The organism is Micromonospora sp. M42 (assembly GCF_000568915.1).
Taxonomy (GTDB): domain Bacteria; phylum Actinomycetota; class Actinomycetes; order Mycobacteriales; family Micromonosporaceae; genus Micromonospora; species Micromonospora chalcea.
In genome coordinates this window covers 765,127-766,451 of sequence record NZ_KK037233.1, presented here as the reverse complement: position 1 = coordinate 766,451, position 1,325 = coordinate 765,127, and the positions used below count along the sequence as shown (strand labels likewise).

Here is a 1,325-nt window from a genome sequence, read left to right as displayed (position 1 = left end):
CGACCCGGCCGCGGAGCCGGTCGTCGACGAGCCGACGGCCGGCGACGACTACACCTACCGGCCGGTCGGCCCGGGCGGCCGGCAGTCGGTTACGCCGTCGGAACGCCGAGCGCCTCGACGGTCCCGTCTGGGCACCCGAGCGTCAGCGAGGAGCCGGCGCCCACCGGCGCGCCGACCACCACGCCGCCCAGCACGCCGGCGACGACGGAACCGGTCACGCCAACGTCGACCCCACCGAGCACGCCGCCGACCGAAGGGGGCGGTGAAGCCGGCGGGCAGCCGGCCACCGAGCCCTGACCCACGACGAGCCGGCCCCGCCCGCGGCGGAGCCGGCTCCTCGGCGTGTCCGGCCGGTGGTGCTCAGTCCGCGCCGAGCGACGCCACCACCGGCCGGGACAGCGCCCGGCGGGCCGGCAGGACCGAGGCGAGCAGCGCGGCCACCACCGCCACCGCGACGATCAGCCCGATCCGCGCCCAGGGCAGGACCAGCGTGAAGTCCCCGCCGATGCGGGCCACCACTGCCATCGCCCCGGCGGCCGCCCCGGTGCCGAGCGCGATGCCGAGCAGCGTGCCGACGAGCGCGGTGAGCACCGCCTCGACCGCCAGCACACCCCGCATCCCGGCCCGGCTCAGTCCGACCGCGCGCAGCACCGCCGTCTCCCGGGTGCGTTCCACCACGGACAGGCTGAGCGTGTTGGCGACCCCCACGAGCGAGATCACCACGGCGAGGCCGAGCAGCGCGGTGACGAACCCCAGCACCAGGTCGACGGTGCCGGTGAGCATCTTCTTGTACGCGGCCTGGTCCATCACGTTCACCGTCGGGTAGCGCGCCAGCACCGACTCGACAGCGGTCCGGGCCTCGTCGACGCTCACCCCGGCGGCCGGATCCACCTCGGCTAGGTGGCCGCGCACGGTCGGGAACATGGCGGTGAAGTCGGCGTCCAGCACGTCCACCAGGTGACCGGCGGGCACCGGGCTCCCGGCCAGGATTGGCTCCTCGTCGGCCACCACCGCGGCGACCCGGAACGGCCGCCCGGCGAGCGTGATCGTGGAACCGGCCGTCCAGCCCCTGGTCGCGGCCAGCTCGCGGTGCACCAGCACCGAACCCGGCCCCAGGCCGGCCGGGTCACCGGCGTCCACCGCGGACAGCGTGCGCCGGACCAGCGCCGGGTGCGCGGCGCGCAGCTGCACGTCGCCGACCACCCGGCTGCGCTGCTCGTGCACCACACCCAGCTCCGGGCGGGCGGCCAGTTCGCCGGCAACGGTGGCGGGCAGGTCCCCGCCGATGCCGGTGACCAGGAAGTCCACGCCGATCCGGGCGTCCA

At 76.5% G+C, this 1,325-nt stretch carries 2 protein-coding genes; both read right to left on the bottom strand.

All coding sequences use genetic code 11. The annotated features are described in order from the left end of the window. Positions 1-89 precede the first annotated feature (89 nt). Positions 90-218 carry a hypothetical protein gene (locus tag MCBG_RS34675; RefSeq protein WP_255358574.1) on the bottom strand — a complete coding sequence of 43 codons (129 nt, stop codon included), beginning with the start codon at positions 216-218 and terminating at the stop codon, positions 90-92. 142 nt (positions 219-360) lie between these two features. Further along, on the bottom strand, positions 361-1,325 hold a 965-nt coding region (locus MCBG_RS03110; RefSeq protein WP_043323711.1), incomplete at its 5' end, for an FtsX-like permease family protein.